The sequence below is a fragment of the Pseudomonas sp. G(2018) genome (assembly GCF_005502415.1).
Taxonomy (GTDB): domain Bacteria; phylum Pseudomonadota; class Gammaproteobacteria; order Pseudomonadales; family Pseudomonadaceae; genus Aquipseudomonas.
On sequence record NZ_SCOO01000001.1, the window covers coordinates 318,543 to 342,191 of the forward strand.

A 23,649-nucleotide genomic window follows, 5' to 3' on the forward strand; every position below is an offset into this window, starting at 1 on the left:
GACGAGTTCGAAGCCGCCACCACCCGCAACGCCACTTCGTTGACCTGGCCGGTTGCCGAACTCACTTCACGGATCGAGCCGTGGATACGCTCGACGAAACGGTTGAACGCGGTGCCGAGGGTGCCGAACTCGTCATTGTTGACGATGGTCAGGCGTTTGGTCAGGTCGCCTTCACCGTCGGCAATGTCGGCCATGGCGCGGGTCATGACATGCAGCGGTTGGATCAGGATGCGGATCAGCATGCTCAGCAAGGCAATGATGATCACAACGGAAATGACCGTCGCAACGACCGCCGAAGCGCGGAATTCGCTGAGCATCGAGAAGGCTTTTTCCTTGTCGATCGACAGACCGATGTACCAGTTGACCGATGACAGGCCCTTGATTGGCGTGAAAGTCACGATGCGGGTTTTGCCGTCGACCCCCACTTCACTGAAGTCGCGGCTGATGCGCGGGGTGTTTTGCGGGTACGCCTCGCTCAGGGACTTCATCACCAGGGCTTTGTCCGGGTGGACCAGAATCTTGCCGTCGGCGTTGATCAGGAAGGCATAGCCCATGCCGTCGAAGTCACGTGCACTGAGGGTGTCGATCAGGGTTTGCAGGCTCAGGTCACCACCGACCACACCGACGCTTTGTCCGGATTTTTTCGAAGCGGTGGCCATGGAAATGATCGTTTGACCGGTCGCCGCATCGATATAGGGTTCGGTGAGGGTCGGGGTGCTGCTGTTTTCCGCCCCCTTGTACCAGGGGCGGACCCGTGGGTCGAAGCCGTCGGGCATCTTCGCGTCCGGACGGATGGTGAAGTGCCCGGTGGCATCACCCAGGTAGGACGCCATGAAGGTCGACGTCAGCGCTTTCTGCTCAAGCAGCGCGGCAACATGGGTTTGTTCCGGGTTGATGGCAATGTTCTGCGCGAGGTTCTCGATCAGCAGAATTCGGCCTGTCAGCCAGGTCTGGATATTGTTGGCGGTGACGTCGCCCATCTCGTTGAGATAGTTGTCCAGGTCTTCGCGGATGGCGTTGCGCTGTAAATAGTCGTTGTACAGGGTGAACGAGGCGAACGTGGCCATGACGATGAGGGCGGCGGCAAGCAGGATTTTATGGCTGAAGCGTAGATTTTTGTTCATGGCTTGGGGTTCCGCTAAGGTCTTAATGCCCATCGCGTGCTTTTATAAAGGAACGCAAAATGGGCAAGGTTGAAAGCAAGTGATATTTCCATCGCTCCTTAAGGGAAATTTCCGAACAGATTGTGTCTGTTTGCTTTGTTGTACTTCCTATCGGCCGTGTAGGACCAAAGATTAACCATGGGTGACCAAATGCCTGACTCATTGCAACTCGTAATCGGCGCCGATCTTTCGGGGCAGCCGATCGCCCAGGCCATGCGCCTGGCCAACCGCCACGGTTTGATCGCGGGTGCGACCGGGACCGGCAAGACCGTCACCTTGCAACGCATGGCCGAAGCCTTCAGCGATGCCGGCGTGGCGGTGTTCGCCGCTGACATCAAAGGCGACCTGTGTGGCCTGGGCGCCGCGGGCAACCCCCAGGGCAAGATCGCCGAGCGGATCGCCGGGATGCCCTGGCTGAACCACAAGCCGGCGGCCTATCCGGTGACCTTGTGGGACATACACGGTCAGTCCGGTCATCCGTTGCGCACGACCTTGAGCGAAATGGGGCCTTTGTTGCTGGGCAGCCTGCTGGAACTGACCGATAGCCAGCAGTCGGCGCTGTACGCCGCCTTCAAGGTCGCGGACCGCGAAGGCCTGTTGCTGCTGGACCTAAAGGACTTGAAGGCACTGCTTACTCACCTCAAGGACAACCCGGAGCTGTTGGGTGACGACGCGGCGCTGATGACCACCGGTTCCAGCCAGGCCCTGTTGCGACGTCTGGCAACTCTTGAGCAGCAAGGTGCCGAGGCGCTGTTCGGCGAGCCGGCGTTGCAACTCGAAAATATTCTGCAACCGACGACAGAGGGTCGCGGGCGCATTCATCTACTCGACGCCAGTCGTCTGGTGCATGAAGCACCGAAGGTTTACGCGACCTTCCTGCTGTGGCTGCTGGCCGAACTGTTCGAGCAATTGCCGGAGCGCGGCGACGCGGACAAACCGCTGCTTGCGCTGTTTTTCGACGAAGCACATCTGTTGTTCACCGGCACCCCCAAGGCTTTGCAGGATCGTCTGGAGCAGGTGGTGCGGCTGATCCGCTCGAAAGGCGTGGGTGTGTATTTCGTCACCCAATCGCCGGGCGATTTGCCGGATGACGTACTGGCGCAGCTTGGTCTGCGCATCCAGCATGGTTTGCGCGCGTTCACTGCCAAAGAGCAGAAATCCCTGCGGGCCGTGGCCGACGGCTTCCGGCCTAACCCGGCGTTCGATGCGTTGTCGGTACTCACGGAACTCGGCATCGGCGAAGCCTTGGTCGGCACCTTGCAGGAGAAGGGCACGCCGGAGATGGTCCGGCGGGTGTTGGTGGCCCCGCCGCAATCGCGGATCGGGCCATTGACCGAGACTGAGCGCACAGCGTTGATCGCCGGTTCACCATTCAAGGGGCGTTATGACAAACCGATCGATCGCGAGTCGGCCTATGAAGTGCTGATGGGACGCAAGGGGCTGGCGCCGGAACCCGACGCGGCGCCGGGTAAACCGGCGGCTGAAGAACCGAGCTTCACTGAACAGGCTGGAGAATTCCTCGGCACGGCAGCGGGGCAGGCGTTGAAATCAGCGATGCGCCAGGCGGCGAATCAATTGGGGCGACAGTTGGTACGGGGGTTGATGGGGTCGTTGCTAGGTGGCAGTAAACGCCGATAGCGAGTGGGTATAAATAAATGTGGGAGCGGGCTTGCTCGCTCCCACATCAGATAAGTGTCAGGCCTTGGGCCTGGCATGCGCCGCCAACCGTTCCAGCGCGGCGCGCAGATTCGGATCGCTGATGCCATCGGCCGTTGCCTGAATCGTCGCCGCCGCATCGTTGGACAAATCCATGGTATGCCCGGCCGCACCGTGCTGCACGGTGGGCGGCTGCACCTTGAACAGGATTCGCGTGAGGCTGGCGAACTCGTCGAACATCTGCAGTTGCCGTTGCAGGCGCTTTTGCTGGTAGCGCAATCGGGTGGCCCAATGGCCATCGGTGACAATCAGCAACAAACTGCCTTCGCGCCACGACGCCACATGGCAGTGCTCGCGAGCGGCGGGCTGCAGTTGGCTCTCCAGCAGACGTTGCAGATGGCCCAGGCGTTGGGCGTGGCCGAGTATGGCTTTGAGCGGCTTGGCTTCGCGAAGCAGGACGGCGGGTGCTCTGGCCGTAAGAGGGCGAAATGCCATGATCAGACACCTGAAGTAACAGAGCCGCCATGGTAGCAGAAAGCACTGGATGCACCCGACCCATTGCATTACGCGCGCTTTACCCATTAAATCAACGAGTAACTTCTGCGTTGTATGGCTTGAAGTTCAGCCATTTGCCCCTATTTTAAGTGAGCCCCGTCAAAGCGCTGTGCCAGCATCGTGGAATAACGCCACTTTCCTCACCATCGTTTCCGGGTAGAATGCTCGTTCGCATGCGGCCATGAGGGCTGCTCGGGCGACTCACGGGGCCGCCCTCCATCCCTTTAGTGTGGAAGATCCTGCCGATATGTTTGCGCCTTTGTTAAAGAAACTTTTTGGAAGCAAGAACGAGCGTGAAGTCAAGCGCATGCTCAAGACGGTGCAACTCGTCAATGCCTTCGAAGAGCAAATGGTGGCCCTTTCGGACGATCAATTGCGTGCCAAGACAGATGAGTTCAAGGCCCGCTTCGCCAAAGGGGAAACCCTCGACAAGCTGTTGCCGGAAGCTTTTGCGGTCGCTCGCGAAGCCGGTAAGCGCGTCATGGGTATGCGCCACTTCGATGTCCAGCTGATCGGTGGCATGACCTTGCATGAAGGCAAGATCGCCGAAATGCGCACCGGTGAAGGCAAGACCCTGGTGGCGACGCTGGGCGTTTACCTCAACGCATTGTCCGGCAAGGGCGTGCACGTTGTGACGGTGAACGACTACCTGGCCCGTCGTGACGCCAACTGGATGCGTCCGCTCTATGAATTCCTCGGCCTGACGGTCGGCGTGGTCACGCCGTTCCAGCCGCCGGAAGAGAAGCGCGCAGCCTACGCCGCCGATATCACCTACGGTACCAACAACGAATTCGGTTTCGATTACCTGCGCGACAACATGGCGTTCAGCCTGGAAGAAAAATTCCAGCGTGAACTCAATTTTGCCGTGATCGACGAAGTCGACTCCATCCTCATCGACGAAGCCCGTACTCCGCTGATCATTTCCGGTCAGGCCGAGGACAGCTCCAAGCTGTACATCGAGATCAACAAACTGATCCCGCAGCTGGAATTGCACGTCGAAGAAGTCGAAGGCGAAGTCACCAAGGCCGGCCATTACACCGTCGATGAGAAGTCCCGTCAGGTCGAACTCAACGAAGCCGGTCACCAGTTCGTCGAAGACTCGCTGACCCGTCTCGGCCTGCTCGCTGAAGGCGAGAGCCTGTACTCGGCGCACAACCTGGCCCTGCTGACTCACGTTTATGCCGGCCTGCGTGCGCACAAGCTGTTCCATCGCAACGTCGAATACATCGTACAGGACGGTCAGGTCGTGCTGGTCGACGAGCACACCGGTCGTACCATGCCCGGTCGTCGCCTGTCCGAAGGCCTGCACCAGGCCATCGAAGCCAAGGAACACCTGAACATCCAGGCCGAAAGCCAGACCCTGGCATCGACCACGTTCCAGAACTACTTCCGTCTGTACAACAAGCTATCCGGCATGACCGGTACGGCGGACACCGAAGCGTTCGAGTTCCATCAGATCTATGGCCTGCAGGTCATCGTCATCCCGACGAACAAGCCGCTGGCCCGTAAAGACTACAACGACCTGGTGTTCCTGACCGCCGACGAGAAATACGCGGCGATCGTCAATGACATCAAGGAAAGCATGGCTGCCGGCCGTCCGGTGCTGGTGGGTACTGCAACCATCGAAACTTCCGAGCACATGTCCAGCCTGCTCGTGAAAGAAGGCATCGAACACAAGGTTCTGAACGCCAAGTTCCACGAAAAAGAAGCCGAGATCATCGCCCAGGCCGGTCGCCCGGGTGCGCTGACCATCGCCACCAACATGGCTGGTCGTGGTACCGACATCCTGTTGGGCGGCAACTGGGAAGTGGAAGTGGCCTCACTGGAAAACCCGACCCCAGAGCAGATTGCCCAGATCAAGGCCGACTGGCAGAAACGTCACCAGCAAGTGCTGGAGTCGGGCGGTTTGCAGGTGATCGCTTCCGAGCGTCACGAATCGCGCCGTATCGACAACCAGCTGCGTGGTCGTGCCGGTCGTCAGGGCGATGCCGGTTCCAGCCGTTTCTACCTGTCGCTGGAAGACAGCCTGATGCGCATCTTTGCCTCTGACCGGGTGAAGAACTTCATGAAAGCCCTGGGCATGCAGCCTGGCGAAGCGATCGAGCACCGCATGGTGACCAACGCCATCGAAAAGGCTCAGCGCAAGGTTGAAGGCCGCAACTTCGACATTCGTAAACAACTGCTTGAGTTCGACGACGTCAACAACGAACAGCGTAAAGTGATCTATCACATGCGTAACACGTTGCTGGCCGCCGACAACATCGGTGAAACCATCGCCGATTTCCGTCAGGACGTACTCAACGCCACCGTCAGTGCCCACATTCCGCCGCAGTCGCTGCCTGAGCAGTGGGACGTGGCGGGTCTGGAAGCTGCGCTGCAAAGCGACTTCGGCGTGGCACTGCCGATCCAGAAATGGCTCGACGAAGACGATCACCTGTACGAAGAAACCCTGCGCGAGAAGCTGATGCAGGAACTCATGGCAGCGTACAACGAGAAAGAAGACCAGGCCGGCGCCGAAGCGCTGCGCACCTTCGAGAAGCAAATCGTTCTGCGCGTTCTGGACGACCTGTGGAAAGACCACCTGTCGACCATGGATCACCTGCGCCACGGCATCCACCTGCGTGGTTATGCCCAGAAGAATCCGAAGCAGGAATACAAGCGCGAGTCGTTCACGCTGTTCTCCGAGCTGCTGGACTCGATCAAGCGCGACTCGATCCGTGTGCTGTCGCACGTTCAGGTTCGCCGCGAAGACCCGATCGAAGAAGAAGCACGCCTGCGTCAGGAAGCCGAAGCGCTGGCCGCGCGCATGCAGTTCCACCACGAAGAGGCGCCTGGCCTTGAGCATGTGGAGCCGATCGGGGAAGAGGTCGATGTAGCCCTTGCCGCTGCGCCGGTACGCAATGAGCAGAAGCTGGGCCGTAACGAACTGTGCTACTGCGGTTCGGGCAAGAAATTCAAGCATTGCCACGGGCAGATCCAGTAAAACCCGTTTCATACGCTGATATACCCGCGCCGCGACCGGCTCATGCCGTCGCGGCGTTTTGCCATTTAAACCACCGCCTTCTTGAAAAAAAGAGCATAGCGGTGCTGACATCATTGTAAGGAGCTCACTCATGGCTGTTGGTCTTGGTCCTTTGCCAACGTTGCACCCGGTTGCCGGTTTTGAACTCGGTATCGCCTCGGCCGGTATCAAGCGCCCGGGGCGCAAGGATGTCGTGGTCATGCGCTGTGCCGAAGGTTCCACAGTCGCTGGCGTGTTTACCCTGAACGCCTTTTGCGCCGCTCCGGTGATCCTGGCCAAGCAGCGTGTGCAAGGTCCGGTACGTTACCTGCTGACCAACACCGGCAATGCCAACGCCGGTACCGGCGAGCCAGGCCTGGCCGCCGCCGAACGCACCTGCGCCAAACTGGCTGAACTGACTGGCGTGGATGCCAGCCAGGTGCTGCCGTACTCCACCGGTGTGATCGGCGAGCCGCTGCCGGTCGAGAAAATCGAAGGCGCGTTGCAAGCGGCCCTCGACGACCTGTCGGTCAACAACTGGGAAGCGGCCGCTACCGGCATCATGACCACCGACACGCTGCCCAAGGGTGCCAGCCGCCAGTTCCAGCACGACGGTGTGACCATTACCGTCACCGGTATCAGCAAAGGCGCGGGCATGATTCGCCCGAACATGGCGACCATGCTCGGCTACATCGCCACCGACGCTAAAGTTTCCCGCGATGTGCTGCAAAACCTGATGCTGGACGGCGCCAATAAGTCGTTCAACCGCATCACCATCGACGGCGACACCTCGACCAACGACTGCTGCATGCTGATCGCTACCGGCCAGGCCGCACTGCCGGAAATCACCCGCGCCGAGGGCGAGCTGTTCACCAAGCTCAAGCAAGCGGTGTTCGAAGTATGCATGGACGTGGCCCAGGCCATCGTTCGCGATGGCGAAGGCGCGACCAAGTTTGTGACAGTTGAAGTCAACGGCGGCGGCAATCACCAGGAGTGCCTGGACGTCGGCTACACCGTGGCTCACTCGCCGTTGATCAAGACCGCGCTGTTTGCTTCCGATCCGAACTGGGGCCGCATCCTGGCCGCTGTCGGTCGTGCCGGCGTACCGAACCTGGACGTGAGCAAGATCGACGTGTTCCTCGGCGAAGTGTGCATCGCCAGTCGTGGCGCCCGCGCCGCGACTTACACCGAAGCCCAGGGTTCGGCGGTGATGCAGCGGGAAGAGATCACCATCCGTATCGAGCTGGGTCGTGGCGATTGCAGCGAAACCATCTGGACCACCGACCTGTCCCACGAGTACGTGAAAATCAACGCCGAGTACCGTACGTAAGACCGAGTCGCCCCCATCGCGGGCAAGCCTCGCTCCTACAGGTGCGAAGGTGCTTCTGTAGGAGCGAAGCTTGCTCGCGAAGACGGCCGACCAGACACTAAAGATGCTGGCCTGTCCCCTATCAAAAGGTCCCGAACATGAGCCTCCACCTGATCATCGGCGACAAACTGCTTTCCTCCTGGTCCCTGCGCGGCGCCCTGGCTCTCGATCTGGCCGGCGCTACCCACACCGAAGAACTGATCAAACTGAATCAGCCGGACACCCGTGAGCGTCTGCTCAAGCACTCGCCGACCGGCAAAGTTCCGTTGTTGAAGACCGAACACGGCACCATCGCCGACTCCCTGGCGATTGCCGAGTACCTGGCGGAACAGTTCCCCGAAGCGGGCTTGTGGCCTGAAGACATCGCCGCCCGTGCCCAGGCGCGTTCGGCCTGTGCGCAGATGCATAGCGGCTTTTTCGCCATGCGCGGCAACATGCCATTCGACCTGAGCCATGACGCGCCGCTGTCGCCAAACCCGGCCGACGTCCAGGCCGATATCGAGCGTATGTCGGCGTTGTGGGCCGAGTGCCGAGCCGCTGCCGCAGAATCCGGTCCCTACCTGTTTGGCCGCGTAACCCTGGCTGATGCCTTCTTCGCCCCCATCGCCGTGCGCCTGCGCACCTACCGGGTCAAGCTGTCGGCAGCCGACGAAGCCTATGTTGAAACCATCTACCAATGGCCAGCCTTCAAGGCCTGGCAGAAGGCCGGACTGGAGGAGATCGCGCGGTGAAACGAGTACACGTAGCGGCTGCCGTTATCCGTGACGGCAGCGGCAAAATCCTCATTGCCCGTCGTGCCGACACTCAGCACCAGGGCGGCCTCTGGGAGTTTCCCGGTGGCAAGGTGGAGGCCGATGAGTCGGTCGAAACCGCACTGGCCCGTGAACTGCACGAAGAGCTGGGTATCGTTGTCAGCGCGGCGCGCCCGCTGATCAAGGTCCGCCACGATTACCCGGACAAGCAGGTGTTGCTGGATGTCTGGGAAGTCTCGGCGTTTACTGGAGAGCCTCACGGCGCCGAAGGTCAGCCGTTGGCCTGGGTCACAGCGCGTGAATTTTCGGGTTACGAGTTCCCCGAGGCCAACCGTCCAATCGTCGCCGCGGCTCGGTTGCCCGAACAGTACCTGATCACCCCGGAGGACCTGGAAACCCCGGCCTTGCTGCGGGGGATTCAGAAAGCAATCGCGGGCGGTATCAGGTTGATCCAGCTACGCGCGCCGAATGGTTACGACCCCAAGTACCGTGATCTGGCAGTGGATGCGGTTGGACTGTGCGCCGGCAAGGCGCAGCTGATGATCAAGGGACCGTTCGAGTGGCTGGGGGATTTTCCGTCCGCCGGCTGGCACATCACCTCGGCACAATTGCGCAAGTACGCGGCTGCCGGTCGGCCATTGCCCGCATCGCGCTGGTTGGCAGCGTCTTGTCATAACGCCGAAGAATTGGCGCTGGCCGAAGAGATGGGCGTGGACTTCGTGACGTTGTCGCCGGTGCAGCCAACCCTGACGCATCCTGGCGCTCAGCCGCTGGGCTGGGAACAGGCCTCGACCTTGATCGAGGGCTTCAGCAAGCCGGTGTTTTTGCTCGGGGGCGTAGGCCCGGCAGAGGTTCAGAAAGCCTGGGCGGCGGGTGCCCAGGGTGTGGCGGGGATTCGGGCGTTTTGGCCTGAGGTTTGATTCTACGGTGATGCGTCTGGCCCCATCGCGGGCAAGCCCGCTCCCACAAGTATTGATGGTGCTCACAAAATCTGTGAGTACCCCCAACCCTGTGGGAGCGGGCTTGCCCGCGATGAGTGCCTGACAGGCGCCGACTAAACCTCCGGCTTCGCAGCAGGTTGCCACAAAATCTCCGCCACCCCCTGCCTCCTTGCAATCAACCTCGCCGCCACAAACAAAAAATCCGAAAGCCGATTGATATACGCCAAGCCCACCCCGGCCAGCGGCTCCAGCGCATTCAGGTGCTGACACCGGCGCTCGGCGCTGCGTGCCAGACTGCGGCAGACGTGAGCCTGGGCAATCAGCTGCGAACCGCCCGGCAAAATGAAGTTCTCCAGTGGCCCCAGTTCTTCATTCCACACATCGATCGCCGCTTCCAGGCGTTCGATTTCTGCGGCGTTCAATGCCTGATATTCCGGCATCGCCAGTTCGCCGCCAAAGTCGAACAATCGGTGCTGACAGGGGGCCAATACCTCGATCACTTCCTTTAGCCCTGGAAACCGGGTGCTCTCCGCCGTCAGCCCTGCCAGCAACACCCCCACCTGACTGTTCAACGTATCGACCTCGCCAATGGCCTCGATCCGCGGGTGATCCTTGGGCACACGGCGACCATCGCCCAGTCCGGTTTCGCCTTTGTCGCCGGTGCGGGTGTAAATCTTCGACAAGCGAAAGCCCATGGGTTACCTCGATAACTGATTGAGTTCTTGAGAGACGAGCGGGGTACCCGCCAGGGGCAGGCGCAGGGTGAAGCAGGTGCCTTGGCCCAGGGTCGATTGCACCTCCATCTGTCCCTTGTGGTTGTTGGTGATAATGAAATACGAAACCGACAGTCCCAGGCCTGTGCCCTGGCCAATTTCCTTGGTGGTGAAGAAGGGTTCGAAGGTACGTTTGCGCACGTTTTCACTCATGCCGATGCCGTTGTCCTCTACCTGGATTTCTGCCCAGGGTGGATTGAGCCGGGTGCGCAGAATGATCCGCCCCGGCTCGCGGTCGTCTTCACGCTGATGAATGGCCTGGGCGGCGTTTTTCAACAGGTTGAGCAGCACCTGTTCCAGTTCGTTGGCCGTGCCGGGCACCGGACCCAGTGCCGGGTCGAACTGGCGAATGATGGCCTGGCCCTTGAAGTCGAAACCGATCGCCAGGTCAAAGTCGTTGCCGGCGATTTCTACCGCCTGATCGATCAGCGCCGGCAGGTCGCACGGGGCCATTTGCCGGGTGCTGCGGCGACTGAAGCTGAGCATGTGGGTGACGATTTTCGCCGCGCGGGCACCGGCCTGTTGAATGCCATCAAGCAGCTGCGGCACTTCCCGCGCTTGCAGGTATTCGTTGACCGTCGACAGCTCGACGCCGACCTGTTCGGCCTGTTCGAGGTTCTTCGGCAATTCGGGAGACAGCCGGCGACGGATGTTCTGCACGTTATGCAGGATTGCGCCCAGCGGGTTGTTGATCTCGTGGGCCATGCCGGCAGCGAGACCGCCGACGGAGAGCATTTTCTCCGACTGCACCATCATTTCTTCCAGTGACAGGCGCTGGGTAATGTCGTCGATCCGGATCACCACGCCACGCCCTGCACCGCCCATCAGTGGATAGAAGGTCAAGGCGTAATGCCGTGCGTCATCGTCCTTGACCCAGGTGACGCGCTCGATCTTGGCCACCGTGTGTTGTTCGACGGTTTGCTTGAGCTGCGGAAGAAACGGCTTGAGCGGCTCGAAAGCAAGGAAGATCGGCTGGTTCAGGGCTTCGTCCAGGCGGGTGCCGGAGAGGGCGCTGGCTTCCTGGTTCCACTGCGTTACGTAGAGCTGTTCATCGAGGGCGATCAGCGCCGATGGCATGGAGTCGATGATGCTGTTGAGGTAGTTCTGGAATCCGGTGAGTTTCTTCTCGATCTTGCTGCGCACCTGGACTTCGAGTTCCAGTTTGCGATTGGTGTGCCGGGTTTCTTCGGCCAGGCCCTGAGCCTGGTCATAGGCGGCCTGTGAGTCGTCCCGCGCCCGTTTCAGTTGCTGTTCCCGCGCCTCGATGCGCGAAAGCATGGTGTTGAAGGCTTCGGCGAGGCTGCCGATTTCATCGTGGTTGCCCCGAGAGGCACGCAGGGCGTAGTTCTCTTCTCGGGTCACTTGCCGTGACAGCTCTTCGAGTTGATGGATAGGGCGAGTAATCAGGCGTTTGATCTGCCGTGCGATCACCAGCCATAGCAGGACACTGAAGATCAGGATGCCGAGGCTGGCGGTCAGGGTTCCGGTATAGAACGCCATCGGCAGTTCGCTGCTGGCCACCAACAGCAAATGCCCGGGAGCGGTGCCCGGACGGGGCAGGGTGATTACCTGATTGCTGCGAAATTCGGTGGCTTGCCAGGATTCGATGTGCCGGTAACGCTCTGGCAGCTTTAGATGGTCGCCATGTTGCAGCTGCGCCAGGCGTTCGCCCTTGCCGTCATACAGGGCGGCGGCACGCAGCGGTGAATAGCTGTTGAGTTCATCGAGCAGGCGTTGTGCGCTTTGTGGTGATGCCAGCGCTTCGGAGATCAGGCTCGGATTGGACACCAGTCGGCCGATGGTTTGCAGGGCCTGGGGCGCCATGCTTTCCTGGGAAATGTAATACGCGGCGCTGATAAAGGTCAGGTTGGCGACCAGCAGGACAGTGGTCAACAGCACCAACAGGGCGGCCAGCAGTTTCTGGCCGACAGGAAGGTTTTCGAGGCGCTGGCGCAATGGCATCAGGTTTATCGCTACAAAGGAACAAGTGGCCAGCGTAGCCGCTGCTCAGTCGCTGGGCAATCCAAGGCTGTGCAGGTGAGCGATCAACCTTGACTCCAGCTGATTGAGGTGCGGCAGGTTCAATTGGTGCCGGGAGGCGACTTTGCAGGCATGACCGAGCAGGTAGCTGATTTCGGTGCGACGCCGGTTACTGACGTCCTGGTACATCGACGAGTAGTTGGCGGCAGTGGCATGGATGACCCGTTCGACTTCCAGTTGCAGGTTCTCGGCAGCGGCAGGCTGGCCGCAACGCTCAAGCAGTTCGGTCAGTTCGCCGCAAAGGGTGGCGACTTCGCAGTGATGCTCCTGCAAACCGCCATTGCGGCAGTCGTGCAGCACCGTCAGCGGGTTGATCGCACAGTTGAGCGCCAGTTTGCGCCACAGCCGGGTCAGGATTTCGGTACTCCACTCATGAGGAATACTGGCGGCGTCCAGGTCGTCCAGCCAGATCGGAGCGACGGGATGACCGGCGTCTCCCAGCCAGGTGAACCCATGGCCGGCGAAGACCACGCGCCAGTCGCCATCGCGGAAGGCGCCTTCGGTGCTGGAGGCATAAATGCAGCGCGCCTGCGGAACCTGCGCTGCGACGGCATCCTGACTGCCCAATCCGTTCTGCAACAGAATCAGCTCGGCGCCGGGGGCCAAGCGTGGCGCCAATTGGGCGACGGCGTGTTCAGCGTCGTAGGCTTTGCAGGCAACCAGCAGACGCTGGATGGGTGCCTGGTTGTCGGGCGTTTCGGCCGGCACCGGGTAGCATTGTGCTTCGCCGTGTTCGACCAGTGTCAGCCCGCCAGCCGCCTCATAAGCCTGCAAGCGCGTGGCATCGCGCACGATCAGCCGCACCGGCACCCCGGCCCGGGCCAGGCGCGTGGCCCACAACGTGCCGAGACTGCCGGCGCCCAGGACATGCCAGGTGGTGGCCATCAGCTTTTTGCTCTGTTTGACGCGTGCATGGACGGCTCGCAGTGAATGATGGGAAAGACCCGTTATAATCAGCGCGGATTTTTACCGCAAGCCAGGCGTGCTCCATTGGTGCGCCTTTTATTGGAGAGATTACATGCCGTCGTTCGACGTGGTATCCGAACTGGACAAACACGAAGTCACCAACGCGGTCGAGAACGCCGTGAAGGAACTCGATCGTCGCTATGACCTGAAAGGCAAAGGCAGCTTCGAGTTCAAGGAAAAGGACCTGACCGTCAACCTGACCGCTGAAGCGGATTTCCAGCTCGAAGCGATGATCGAGATCCTCAAGCTGTGCCTGGTCAAGCGCAAGATCGATGTGCAGTGCCTTGAGGTCAAGGACGCGTTTGCTTCGGGCAAGCTGATGAAACAGGAAGCCGTGCTCAAGGAAGGCATCGACAAGGAGCTGGCGAAGAAGATCGTCGCTCACGTCAAAGACGCCAAGCTCAAGGTCCAGGCCGCCATTCAGGGCGAGCAGGTGCGCATCACCGGCAAGAAGCGTGACGATCTGCAGGAAGCCATTGCAGTGCTGCGTGCCAAGGAATTCGGCATGCCGCTGCAGTTCAACAACTTCCGCGACTGACGCACATAGCGGGAACCTCTCGGCGTTTTCGGCGTCCGAGGCCCAAGCAACGGCAGAAACGATTGACTCCACAAGGGGTCGGTCTTTTCTGCCGCTATTTTTTCGCGTGCCGGATCGCCGCAAATCAGGAGAACGTAGATGGATTTGAATGCTGAAGTAGATAACCTGGTCAAGGTATCCCAAACCTGGATCCCGATGATCATGGAATACGGCAGCCGTGTGTTGCTGGCCATCATTACCCTCGCCATCGGCTGGTGGTTGATCAACAAGGTCACACAGAAGCTCGGCGGCCTGATCGCCCTGCGTAACGCCGATCTGGCGTTGCAAGGTTTCATCAGCAGCCTGGCGAACATCATTCTGAAGATTCTGCTGATTGTCAGCGTAGCGTCGATGATCGGCGTGGAAACCACATCGTTCGTGGCAGCCATCGGTGCGGCGGGTCTGGCCATCGGCCTGGCCTTGCAGGGCAGCCTGGCGAACTTCGCCGGCGGCGTGTTGATTCTGCTGTTCCGTCCTTTCCGTATCGGTGACTGGATCGAAGCCCAGGGTGTTGCCGGCACGGTCGACAGTATCCAGATCTTCCACACCGTGCTGCGCACTGGCGATAACAAAACCATCATCGTGCCAAACGGTAACCTGTCGAACGGCATCATCACTAACACCAACCGTCAGCCAACCCGCAAGGTGGTGTTTGATGTGGGTGTCGATTACGAAGCGGACTTGCAAAAGGCCCGTCATGTATTACTGGACCTGGCCAAGGATCCGCGTGTTCTGGCCGACCCTGAGCCGCAAGCAGTCATTTCGACGCTGGGTGACAGTTCGATTACTGTTTCGCTGCGTGTCTGGGTAAAAACAGCGGATTACTGGGATGTGCTGTTCATGTTTAACGAGCAATCCCGTGATCGATTGAAAACTGCCGGTATTGACATTCCATTTCCACAGCGGGTTGTTCGCGTGGTTCAGGAAGCATCGGTACAGTAAGCGTACTTTTGTTAGTTATTGCATGAGCCCGAGGGATTAATAGTCTCTCGGGCTTTTTTGTGACTATTGATCAGTTCATTGCAAAAAGTACTAATGTTATTCATGGAAGTTGTTTGCTGCTGCGTTAGGTATGTGGCAGGCATAAAAAAACGCCCATCTGAAGAGGTGGGCGTTTTTTGATCTACAGTACTTCCGGTCTTACACCCTGATTACAGGATGTTCAGCGGGTACTCGATGATCAGACGGGTGTCGTAGTTGTCACGCGAGTAGTTGGCGTACGCACCGTTTGCACGGTAGTTGGCGAAACGAGCACGGAAAGACAAGTCTTTGGCCGGGCCTTCCTGCACAACGTACTTGGACTCCAGGTTCCACTCGTTTTCCTTACCTTCACCCAGACCGTTGGTCTCGATGTTGTTACCCATTACGTAACGGGTCATGAAGCTCAGGCCCGGCACGCCGTAGGTAGCCATGTTCAGGTCATAGCGAGCTTGATAGGATTTCTCCTCGCGGCCCACGAAGTCGGAGATCTGGATGGAGTTGGAAACGAAGATGGTGCTGTTGCCGTCAACGCCGTAGTAGTAAGCGTTGTCGCCGCTGGACTGCTGGTAAGCCAGGGTGAACTTGTGGGCGCCGATGCTGTAAGCAGCAGCCAGGGACCACAGGTTGTTGTCCACGCCCAGGGTGCCGTCGCCGATAGCGTCAACCAGGTCACCGCGGTCGTCGCCCTTGGTTTTGTAACCGTTGAGGTCGAAGTTCAGGGACTGCTCGTCGTTGATCGGCAGGGTGTAGTTCAGGTTGACGTAGTACTTCTTGAAGTACTCTTCAGCATCCGACGCAGCTATGGCACCGGTGAAGTTGTCGGTGAAAGCGTAGCTGGCACCGAAGATGTTGATGCCACCGCTTATGCCTTCGCCGTGGTTTCCATTTTCATCTGCAATACCACCAACGGTGTCATGACCCATGCCGGTTTGGGCGCTCAGCGCGGTGAAGCGACCAGCGCTCAGTTCCAAGCCTTTGATTTCCTTGCTGGTCAGCAAGGTACCTTCAGCGACTTCTGGCAGCAGGCGGCTGTCATCGGTAGCAAATACCGGGCTGGCAACGAATTGACGGCCGTATTTCAGAACGGTGTCGGACAGACGCAGTTTGACTGCACCACCAACCTTGCCCTGGGATTTTTCCGGATTGTTATCGCTGTCTACAGCAAACAGGCCGTTACCACGGTGACCTGTACCGCCGTCGAGTTTGACCGAGCCCATGGCCATGGCGTCGAGACCGAAACCTACGATGCCTTGAGTGAAGCCCGACTCGTAAGTCAGCAGTTGGCTGAGACCGGAGTCCTGACGATAGCCGGAGGTTGCGTTGTTGCTTGCACCGTTTTTGAAATCGCGGTTCATGTATTCAAAACGGGTTTTGAGTTTCAGGCTCGAATCTTCGAGGAAACCCTTGGACTCGTCCTGGGAGGACGCCATTGCGAACTGCGAGGTGCCTGCTGCAACAGCCAGTGCGATCATGCTCCACTTCATCACGCGCATCGTGATTTGCTCCTTTGGTTTTTTAGAAGAGTACTGCCGCTCCACCTGTTTTATTATCTGGGCGGCTCTTTCTTTTTGTGTCGGCGCAAACTTATATCACGCCGACAATGTTGGCGATACTTGCGCATCTAACCTTTCAGCATCTTTACGACCCTGTCGCAAACAGCTTGCTAGATGTCGCAAATTTACAGCCCCGATGCAACCGGACTGACAACTTTAGTGCTGTTTTTCTAGGCTGGTGCATCGGTAAAAAGAGTCCCTGGTGAAACGTTTGAATCTCCATCGGGCTACCCTGCCACTGTTTTATTTAGTCTCAAGGCTTCCACTTCCAGCGGTGCCTTATAGACGATGTGGGTCTGAATGCAACAAGCGTGCACAAATCAGAAAATCGATGATGTTTTTTTCTGAAAGCCTGCATGGTGCCGTAAAAACCTCATAAAACCGGGGGGTTCATCTTGTTGGTGATTGGGCTTGACGCCATTCTTTGCATCGTGTTGACCATGCTGTTACCGCCCCGTGACAACCGAAAACGTTACCGGTTCACCCCGCCAGTGAGTAAAAGGCGGATGTTCGAACGACTCAGCGTAGACGCACTGTGCGGTTTTGGTGCAAAAAATCTCAATCGCTGTACTGAATTCATACAGTTCGACGTTTTCCGACACTTGGATGAATCGTTACCTGTCAGTCATTTCAGCGTTTTTTGCGGTCAACGCTGGTTCCGTATTGGTGCGTTTTGGCGTTTGGTGTTACATCCCGGGGCGAGTTGAGGGAGCGCTTGTCATTCCTTGAGTGGGTTTGGGCCGTGGTTCGTCGTGAAGGCGGCTGCGTTCGCAGGTATGCTGCCGTCCAGTCGCTTGATGCGCGATCTCTCGGGAGGGGCGCTAAGCTGAAAATGATGACCCGATGGGAGTGCGCACCGTGTTCGCTTTAGATTCACGACTTCAACAAGACACCTTGCCGATCGGTGATTTCCCGCTGTGTCGGTTGCTATTGTCCAACGACTCGAACTATCCCTGGTTCATCCTGGTACCTCGTCGCGACGATATCAGCGAGATATTTCAGTTGGATGTCGCCGATCAGCAGCAGCTATGGCAGGAGACCACGGCATTGGCAGAAACGCTCAAGGATTCATTCGACGCGGACAAGTTGAATGTCGCGGCCCTGGGCAATGTGGTCAGCCAGTTGCACATGCATGTGATCGTGCGCAAACGGGAAGACGCCGCCTGGCCGGCTCCGGTCTGGGGCAAGCACCCCGCAAAACCGTACAGTGCCGAACAGGTCGCCGCGATTCGCGAGCGGTTGCGTCTGGTGTTGACCGATGATTTCACGTTTTTGGAGGGTTGAATCATGAGCCTGGAAGAACGCGTTACCGATCTGGAAAGCCAGTTGGCGTTTCAGGATGACACCATCCAGGCATTGAATGATGTGCTGGCGGCGCAGCAGCGGGCCGTTGAACGCCTGCAGTTGCAAATGGCTGCGTTGCTCAAGCGCCAGGAAGAAATGGCTGGCCAGTTCGAGTCTTTCGAGGAAGAAGCGCCACCGCCGCATTATTGAAATGCAGGCATTAAAAAACCGCGAACAGTCAGGCTGTTCGCGGTTTTTTTATGGCTTCGAATCAGCGTCGCGGCAGGGCGGCGATCACATCTTCGGCTTGCAGGCCTTTGTCACGATTCATGACGGAGAACTCCACACGCTGGCCTTCGACCAGGACGCGGTGACCTTCGCCGCGAATGGCCCGGAAGTGCACGAAAATATCGTCGCCGGAGTCGCGGGAAATAAAGCCGAAGCCTTTGGAGGTGTTGAACCACTTGACGGTGCCGGTATCGCGGTTGCTCATGTCATAGCTTGGCGCGGCGGCAGCCGGTGACGATTTGTAGAAGCTGATGGCCAGGTGCAGAACAACGGCGACCAGGGCTGCAACCAGGCTGAACAGAACGGCAGGTTGACCGGCAATGACGGGCATTGGCGCAAGCAGTGTCAGGGTTTGCACAACGACAGCCAGAACCAGCAGTGCGCTGACCAGGTTCTGCAGTTGATGGCGCGGGCCTTTGTTCCAGTTGGGGATGACTGGAGCGAGGGTGAGGTTAAGCAGGCCGAACAAGGCCAGGTACAGCGCATCGGGTTGTTGCAGGTAAGGTACGGCTTCGGTTCGCAGGCTAGGGATGAAGGACAACAGCAAGGCTGCTGCGCCCATTAGCAGGTGGACGATTTTCAACATTTTGATTAACTCACGTTCAGACGGATCACAAGGAAGAGCTGACGAGGCACGGTTCGCTTCAGAACAATAAGAGGCGTTGAGCACGTACCTGTTTATCAGCCTATGCGCAGCGCCCGGAAAATAAGGGCGCCAGCGACACACCGCCTATTTAACAGCAAAGCTTGTGGCTACTCAAATCAAGGAGTCCAGCGGTGCATTGGGGGCGATTTGTCGCAGGTCGAGATGGCATCCAGGGCTGCAGCGTGGCAGGAGGCTTGCTAGAGTTGTCCTGCGCCTGTCGGATGAAATCCATCACCTTTAGGGGAAAAGCATGGCAATCGATATCGGTATCAGTGAAGAGGACCGCAAGTCCATCGTCGACGGACTCTCGCGCCTGCTGTCGGACACTTACGTCCTTTATTTGAAGACCCATAACTTCCATTGGAACGTCACCGGTCCCATGTTTCGGACCCTGCACTTGATGTTCGAGGAGCAATACAACGAACTGGCCCTGGCGGTCGATTCGATTGCCGAGCGAATTCGCGCGCTCGGATTCCCGGCTCCCGGTGCCTATTCTGTTTATGCGCGCCTGTCCTCAATAAAAGAGGAAGAGGGCGTACCGGCTGCCGAAGACATGATCAGGCAATTGGTAGAGGGGCAGGAGGCTGTGACGCGTACGGCTCGCGGAATTTTCCCTCTGCTCGAAAAAGTCAGTGACGAGCCGACGGCGGACTTACTGACCCAGCGTATGCAAGTTCACGAAAAAACCGCATGGATGCTCCGTGCCCTGCTGGACCAGTAAAAACTGGCGCGTGAATAACGCCTTATGGGGTGCTATTCGCGCGTTGCCTATGTTTGAGCGAAAAACACCTGCCTATTGAGTGAAATTTCGCCAGATAGAGCAGGAAAAGCTCGGGCGTAGGACGCTCTCCATGATCTGCCTTTAGTTGTTGGCTTCTCCTACGCGGATGGTCAAAAAGTCATCTGGATATAACTTTGCCCTCGCGGTTCTATAAGTGGACAGACTCTTATGGAAACCAGGGATGGCAAAGGAGTGTCAACGCAATGGTTGATGAAGACAGGCGCAAGGAAGGAAGGATCGGTCTGCTCAAGGACATAAGGATTGATCCGTTTGTCAGTGAATTCGATATGGGGCTTGCCCAGCCCTTGTCCCGCTCGGTGCGGTTGAATGGCTTCGCCACCTGCTTGCGGCTTGAGCAGGTTTACTGGGATATCCTGGCTGAAATGGCCAAGATCAATTGCTGCTCGGTCAGTGCATTGTTGTCTCACGTGGATCGCGAAGTGCATTTGCGTCATGGCGGGGTGAGGAATTTCACCGGGCTGGTGCGGGTTGTCTGTGTTGTGCATAGCTTGAAGGAAGGAGGTTGTGTGGCCGTTGCTCCGTCTGCGCGGTGAAAGGCTGCATGTCGATCCGTGCAGTCTTACGGCTGCACAGGCTGCATTTAATGGATATAATCCCGCTCTTTGCCGCAAAACCCAGCGTGCGCGGTAGCAATCTGATCGCCGAGACAACCCCCATGCCGATGTACGATTACCAATGTGCTTCCTGTGGTCATCAGTTGGAAGCCATTCAAAAGATCAGCGATGCACCGCTGGTCGACTGCCCTGCGTGCCAGGCACCAGAGCTCAAGAAGATGCTGTCCATGCCGGGTTTTCGCCTCAGCGGTACCGGCTGGTACGAGACCGATTTCAAGACCGGTTCCAAGAAGAATCTGGCCGGCGGCGACAAAGCTGACTAGGGCCATGCTCTGAACCGAGTGCTCTGAACGAACCAAACACGTGAGCGCTTGCCATGTCGGTCAACCGGCGTACGCAAGGTCTCCAACCGAATGTCGAATTACAGAAGTGAATCCACGACCATGATGCGCAGCCATTATTGCGGCCAACTGAACGAAAGCCTGGAAGGCCAGGAAATTACCCTTTGCGGATGGGTCCACCGTCGCCGTGACCACGGTGGGGTGATTTTCCTCGATATCCGTGATCGTGACGGTCTGGCCCAGGTGGTGTTCGACCCGGATCGCGCTGAAACCTTCGCCGTTGCCGATCGTGTGCGCAGTGAATACGTGGTCAAGGTCACCGGCAAGGTGCGCCTGCGTCCGGCCGGTGCCACCAACGCCAACATGGCGTCGGGCATGATCGAAGTGCTGGGCTATGAACTGGAAGTGCTGAACGAAGCGGAAACCCCGCCGTTCCCGCTCAACGATTACTCGGACGTCGGCGAAGAAACCCGTCTGCGCTATCGCTTCCTGGACCTGCGTCGCCCGGAAATGGCCGAGAAGCTGCGTCTGCGTTCGCGCATGACCACCAGCATCCGTCGCTATCTGGACGAGAACGGCTTCCTCGACGTCGAGACGCCGATCCTGACCCGTGCTACCCCGGAAGGCGCCCGCGACTACCTGGTGCCAAGCCGTACCCACGCCGGTTCGTTCTTTGCCTTGCCGCAATCGCCACAACTGTTCAAGCAGCTGCTGATGGTGGCCGGTTTCGATCGTTACTACCAGATCGCCAAGTGCTTCCGTGACGAAGACCTGCGTGCCGACCGTCAGCCGGAATTCACCCAGATCGACATCGAAACCAGCTTCCTCAATGAAGAAGACATCATCGGCCTGACCGAAGGCATGATCCGCAACCTGTTCAAGGAAGTGCTGGGTCTGGAATTCGGCGAGTTCCCGCACATGACCTTCGAAGAGGCCATGCGTCGTTACGGTTCGGATAAGCCGGACCTGCGTAACCCGCTGGAACTGGTTGACGTTGCCGACCAGCTCAAGGACGTTGAATTCAAAGTGTTCAGCGGCCCGGCCAACGACCCGAAAAGCCGCGTTGCCGCACTGCGCGTACCAGGCGGTGCGAGCATGCCGCGCAGCAAGATCGACGACTACACCAAGTTCGTCGGCATCTACGGTGCCAAGGGCCTGGCGTACATCAAGGTCAACGAGCGCGCCAAAGGTGTCGAAGGCCTACAGTCGCCAATCGTCAAGAACATCCCTGAAGCAGCCCTGAACGTGATCCTCGATCGCGTGGGTGCGGTCGATGGCGACATCGTGTTCTTCGGTGCCGACAAAGCCAAGATCGTCAGCGAAGCCCTGGGCGCGCTGCGGATCAAGGTCGGTCATGACTTCAATCTGCTGACCTGCGAGTGGGCGCCGATGTGGGTTGTCGACTTCCCGATGTTCGAAGAGAACGACGACGGCAGCTTCACCGCCTTGCACCACCCGTTCACCGCTCCGAAGTGCACGCCGCAAGAGCTGGAAGCCAACCCGGCTACCGCGCTGTCCCGTGCCTATGACATGGTATTGAACGGTACCGAGCTGGGTGGCGGTTCGATCCGTATCCACCGTAAAGAGATGCAGCAGACAGTATTCCGTCTGCTGGGTATCGACGAAGCGGAACAGGAAGAGAAATTCGGCTTCCTGCTCGATGCACTGAAATACGGTGCGCCACCGCACGGTGGTCTGGCCTTCGGTCTGGATCGTCTGGTTATGCTGATGACCGGCGCCCAGTCGATCCGTGAAGTGATCGCCTTCCCGAAAACCCAGAGCGCGGCGGACGTCATGACTCAGGCGCCGGGCCAGGTGGATGCCAAGGCATTGCGCGAACTGCACATTCGTCTGCGTGAAACGCCTAAGGCCGAGTAAGGCTGACCTGAAGGGCGCATCTTCGGATGCGCCTTTCGTTTTTTGACAGGGTCGATTTTTTTGTTTGCCGGCCGGCGCTATCCAGCGTGGCGGGCGATGTTTCAAAGAGAATTCGGAGCGAGTTATGGCAGGTCATTCCAAGTGGGCGAACATCAAGCACCGCAAAGAACGTCAGGATGCCAAGAGAGGCAAGATTTTCACCAAGTGGATTCGTGAGCTGACCGTCGCTGCCCGTCAGGGTGGTGGCGATCCAGGCTCCAACCCGCGTCTGCGCCTGGCCCTGGACAAGGCGCTGGGTGCGAACATGAGCCGCGACATCATTGATCGTGCCATCGCCCGTGGCACCGGTGCTGCCGATACCGACGACGTGGTCGAACTGACCTACGAAGGTTACGGCCCTGGCGGCGTGGCGGTGATGGTCGAGTGCATGACCGACAACCGCAACCGCACCGCAGCAGCAGTGCGCCATGCGTTCAGCAAGTGCGGCGGCAACCTCGGTACCGACGGTTCGGTTGCGTATCTGTTCGAGCGCAAGGGGCAGATTTCCTTCGCACCCGGCGTCGATGAAGATGCGTTGATGGAAGCGGCCATGGAAGCCGATGCCGATGACGTGGTGACCAACGAAGACGGGTCCATCGACGTATTCACTTCGTTTGCCGGGTTCTATTCCGTGCGTAACGCGCTGGAAGCTGCGGGTTTCAAGGGCAATGACGCGGAAATCGTCATGCTGCCGACCACCAGCGCCGAGCTGGATCTGGAGGGCGCGGAAAAAGTCCTGAAGCTGATCGACATGCTCGAAGATCTGGATGACGTGCAGAACGTCTATTCCAACGCGGATATTCCGGAGTCGGTGGCTGCACAGCTCGGTTGACACGTCCCCTGTAGGAGCGAGCTCTGCTCGCGATAAAACCGAGAGCGGCGCGCTCATACAGGTGCTACGCATTATCGTTAACGACCATCGCGAGCAAGCTCGCTCCTACAAACCCGCAGGCGTTATGACTTTAATTCTTGGTATCGACCCCGGTTCGCGCATCACCGGTTATGGCGTGGTACGCGATACCGGACGTGGCTGCGAGTATGTGGCGTCGGGTTGCATCCGCACCGGGGCCGGCGAACTGCATGAGCGCCTGCAGATTGTCTATCGCGGGGTGCGGGAGATCATTCAGACCTACCGGCCAGTGACCATGGGCATCGAAAAAGTGTTCATGGCGCGCAACGCCGATTCTGCCCTGAAACTGGGGCAAGCCCGTGGTGCTGCCATTGTGGCGGGTGCGGAGGAAAGCCTGGAGATTGCCGAGTACACCGCGACCCAGGTCAAGCAGGCAGTGGTCGGCACCGGTGCCGCCAACAAGGAGCAGGTGCAAATGATGGTCATGCACATGCTGAAGCTGACCAGTAAACCGCAAATCGATGCTTCGGACGCCCTGGCCATTGCCATTTGTCATGCTCACACCCGTTCCAGCCTGTTGCCCCATGGCCTGGGGACGGCGCGCAGTCGTGGCGGGCGCCTGCGTCTCTGATAGCATCTG

21 protein-coding genes and 1 pseudogene are annotated in these 23,649 nt (G+C 58.7%); 15 read left to right on the forward strand and 7 right to left on the reverse strand.

The window, feature by feature from the left end; genetic code table 11:
* Positions 1 to 92 precede the first annotated feature (92 nt).
* Positions 93 to 1,157: pseudogene (locus tag FFS64_RS32080) on the reverse strand (cache domain-containing protein); the annotation flags it as partial.
* Between the two features lie 156 nt (positions 1,158 to 1,313).
* On the opposite strand from FFS64_RS32080, the gene FFS64_RS01505 reads away from it, so the two are divergent.
* Positions 1,314 to 2,801 carry a helicase HerA-like domain-containing protein gene (locus FFS64_RS01505; protein WP_137803938.1) on the forward strand — a complete coding sequence of 496 codons (1,488 nt, stop codon included), beginning with the start codon at positions 1,314 to 1,316 and terminating at the stop codon, positions 2,799 to 2,801.
* Between the two features lie 57 nt (positions 2,802 to 2,858).
* Here the strand turns inward: FFS64_RS01505 and FFS64_RS01510 are convergent, their stop codons facing one another.
* Positions 2,859 to 3,314 (reverse strand): DUF721 domain-containing protein, encoded by a 456-nt coding sequence (locus FFS64_RS01510; protein WP_095193154.1) that lies wholly within the window; start codon positions 3,312 to 3,314, stop codon positions 2,859 to 2,861.
* Positions 3,315 to 3,621: 307 nt separating this feature from the next.
* Here FFS64_RS01510 and secA point away from each other — a divergent pair, with 307 nt between their 5' ends.
* The 4 genes from secA to FFS64_RS01530 all read left to right on the forward strand — a co-directional run bounded on the left by secA (position 3,622) and on the right by FFS64_RS01530 (position 9,416).
* Positions 3,622 to 6,357 carry a preprotein translocase subunit SecA gene (gene secA, locus FFS64_RS01515; RefSeq protein WP_137803939.1) on the forward strand — a complete coding sequence of 912 codons (2,736 nt, stop codon included), beginning with the start codon at positions 3,622 to 3,624 and terminating at the stop codon, positions 6,355 to 6,357.
* Positions 6,358 to 6,487: 130 nt separating this feature from the next.
* Positions 6,488 to 7,705 (forward strand): bifunctional glutamate N-acetyltransferase/amino-acid acetyltransferase ArgJ, encoded by a 1,218-nt coding sequence (gene argJ, locus FFS64_RS01520; RefSeq protein WP_137803940.1) that lies wholly within the window; start codon positions 6,488 to 6,490, stop codon positions 7,703 to 7,705.
* A gap of 137 nt (positions 7,706 to 7,842) precedes the next feature.
* Positions 7,843 to 8,475 (forward strand): glutathione S-transferase family protein, encoded by a 633-nt coding sequence (locus FFS64_RS01525; RefSeq protein WP_137803941.1) that lies wholly within the window; start codon positions 7,843 to 7,845, stop codon positions 8,473 to 8,475.
* Entirely contained in the window at positions 8,472 to 9,416 is a 945-nt protein-coding gene (locus tag FFS64_RS01530) for a Nudix family hydrolase (RefSeq protein ID WP_137803942.1), read from the forward strand. Before FFS64_RS01525 ends, FFS64_RS01530 begins: the two co-directional genes overlap by 4 nt.
* Before the next feature lie 134 nt (positions 9,417 to 9,550).
* On the opposite strand, the gene FFS64_RS01535 is transcribed toward FFS64_RS01530, so the two are convergent.
* Genes FFS64_RS01535 through FFS64_RS01545 form a run of 3 tightly spaced genes read right to left on the reverse strand, consistent with a single transcriptional unit; the run spans position 9,551 to position 13,135 of the window.
* The gene (locus tag FFS64_RS01535) at positions 9,551 to 10,132 is read right to left on the reverse strand and encodes a cob(I)yrinic acid a,c-diamide adenosyltransferase (protein ID WP_137803943.1); all 582 of its coding nucleotides are present in this window, start codon (positions 10,130 to 10,132) and stop codon (positions 9,551 to 9,553) included.
* Positions 10,133 to 10,135: 3 nt separating this feature from the next.
* Positions 10,136 to 12,172 (reverse strand): PAS domain-containing sensor histidine kinase, encoded by a 2,037-nt coding sequence (locus FFS64_RS01540; RefSeq protein WP_095193159.1) that lies wholly within the window; start codon positions 12,170 to 12,172, stop codon positions 10,136 to 10,138.
* Positions 12,173 to 12,217: 45 nt separating this feature from the next.
* Complete coding sequence (locus FFS64_RS01545; protein WP_137803944.1) at positions 12,218 to 13,135, reverse strand: putative 2-dehydropantoate 2-reductase; 918 nt, start codon at positions 13,133 to 13,135, stop codon at positions 12,218 to 12,220.
* 133 nt (positions 13,136 to 13,268) lie between these two features.
* On the opposite strand from FFS64_RS01545, the gene FFS64_RS01550 reads away from it, so the two are divergent.
* Both FFS64_RS01550 and FFS64_RS01555 read left to right on the forward strand, forming a co-directional pair.
* The gene (locus FFS64_RS01550) at positions 13,269 to 13,754 is read left to right on the forward strand and encodes a YajQ family cyclic di-GMP-binding protein (RefSeq protein ID WP_095193161.1); all 486 of its coding nucleotides are present in this window, start codon (positions 13,269 to 13,271) and stop codon (positions 13,752 to 13,754) included.
* A 138-nt stretch (positions 13,755 to 13,892) separates the two neighbouring features.
* Entirely contained in the window at positions 13,893 to 14,735 is an 843-nt protein-coding gene (locus FFS64_RS01555) for a mechanosensitive ion channel family protein (protein ID WP_137803945.1), read from the forward strand.
* Between the two features lie 209 nt (positions 14,736 to 14,944).
* On the opposite strand, the gene FFS64_RS01560 is transcribed toward FFS64_RS01555, so the two are convergent.
* Complete coding sequence (locus FFS64_RS01560) at positions 14,945 to 16,267, reverse strand: OprD family porin (RefSeq protein WP_137803946.1); 1,323 nt, start codon at positions 16,265 to 16,267, stop codon at positions 14,945 to 14,947.
* 918 nt (positions 16,268 to 17,185) lie between these two features.
* On the opposite strand from FFS64_RS01560, the gene FFS64_RS01565 reads away from it, so the two are divergent.
* Entirely contained in the window at positions 17,186 to 17,611 is a 426-nt protein-coding gene (locus FFS64_RS01565; protein ID WP_137803947.1) for an HIT domain-containing protein, read from the forward strand.
* Between the two features lie 3 nt (positions 17,612 to 17,614).
* Positions 17,615 to 17,821, forward strand: coding sequence for a SlyX family protein (locus tag FFS64_RS01570; protein ID WP_137803948.1), 207 nt, complete (start codon positions 17,615 to 17,617; stop codon positions 17,819 to 17,821).
* A 61-nt stretch (positions 17,822 to 17,882) separates the two neighbouring features.
* Here FFS64_RS01570 and FFS64_RS31985 read toward each other — a convergent pair whose 3' ends face one another.
* On the reverse strand, positions 17,883 to 18,485 hold the full coding sequence (locus FFS64_RS31985) for a cold-shock protein (protein WP_095193166.1): 603 nt from the start codon (positions 18,483 to 18,485) through the stop codon (positions 17,883 to 17,885).
* A 310-nt stretch (positions 18,486 to 18,795) separates the two neighbouring features.
* On the opposite strand from FFS64_RS31985, the gene FFS64_RS01580 reads away from it, so the two are divergent.
* From FFS64_RS01580 to ruvC, 6 genes are all read left to right on the forward strand, one after another.
* Positions 18,796 to 19,266: a Dps family protein gene (locus tag FFS64_RS01580; RefSeq protein ID WP_095193167.1), complete on the forward strand. Its 471-nt coding sequence runs from the start codon at positions 18,796 to 18,798 to the stop codon at positions 19,264 to 19,266.
* A gap of 263 nt (positions 19,267 to 19,529) precedes the next feature.
* Positions 19,530 to 19,880, forward strand: a complete 351-nt coding sequence (locus FFS64_RS01585; RefSeq protein WP_137803949.1) for a ribbon-helix-helix domain-containing protein — start codon at positions 19,530 to 19,532, stop codon at positions 19,878 to 19,880.
* A gap of 122 nt (positions 19,881 to 20,002) precedes the next feature.
* A complete protein-coding gene (locus FFS64_RS01590; RefSeq protein ID WP_007977333.1) occupies positions 20,003 to 20,224 on the forward strand; it encodes an FmdB family zinc ribbon protein in 222 nt (73 codons plus the stop codon).
* 120 nt (positions 20,225 to 20,344) lie between these two features.
* Positions 20,345 to 22,120 carry an aspartate--tRNA ligase gene (gene aspS, locus FFS64_RS01595; RefSeq protein WP_095193169.1) on the forward strand — a complete coding sequence of 592 codons (1,776 nt, stop codon included), beginning with the start codon at positions 20,345 to 20,347 and terminating at the stop codon, positions 22,118 to 22,120.
* A gap of 124 nt (positions 22,121 to 22,244) precedes the next feature.
* Positions 22,245 to 22,991 (forward strand): YebC/PmpR family DNA-binding transcriptional regulator, encoded by a 747-nt coding sequence (locus FFS64_RS01600; RefSeq protein ID WP_095193170.1) that lies wholly within the window; start codon positions 22,245 to 22,247, stop codon positions 22,989 to 22,991.
* Positions 22,992 to 23,115: 124 nt separating this feature from the next.
* Positions 23,116 to 23,640, forward strand: a complete 525-nt coding sequence (gene ruvC / locus FFS64_RS01605) for a crossover junction endodeoxyribonuclease RuvC (protein ID WP_095193171.1) — start codon at positions 23,116 to 23,118, stop codon at positions 23,638 to 23,640.
* The last annotated feature ends 9 nt before the right edge of the window (positions 23,641 to 23,649 follow it).